Origin of the sequence: Plebeiibacterium sediminum (genome assembly GCF_026013605.1) — a bacterium.
In the GTDB taxonomy this organism is placed as follows: domain Bacteria; phylum Bacteroidota; class Bacteroidia; order Bacteroidales; family Marinilabiliaceae; genus Saccharicrinis; species Saccharicrinis sediminus.
In genome coordinates this window covers 1-309 of sequence record NZ_JAPDPJ010000419.1, presented here as the reverse complement: position 1 = coordinate 309, position 309 = coordinate 1, and the positions used below count along the sequence as shown (strand labels likewise).

The window sequence follows — 309 nt, the reverse complement described above, 5'->3', positions numbered from 1 at the left end:
GAAGGGCTGAACTTTACATCGCTACCCATCTTTGACGGAGGTAAAAGGATTTTGAGCCTTTCCAGCCCCAAAGAGTCGTAGCAGGGAATGGAAATTGAGTAATATGAAGAAAAGAAAAAGAGAGACATCACATTTAATTGAGCGAGTACTACACCCTGCAAACCTAACACAGGCTTGCAAAGAAGTAGTGAGTAATAAAGGTGCCGGAGGAGTTGATGGAATGAAAGTTTCAGAACTTAAAGACCATCTGGATAGAAACCGGAACAAATTGAATGAGTGTATTATGAAGTGCAAATATTTACCACAACC

1 pseudogene is annotated in these 309 nt (G+C 40.5%); it reads left to right on the top strand.

The features are described from left to right. Nucleotides 1-103: 103 nt before the first annotated feature. Nucleotides 104-309 (top strand): annotated as a pseudogene (locus tag OM075_RS26040) (hypothetical protein); the annotation flags it as partial.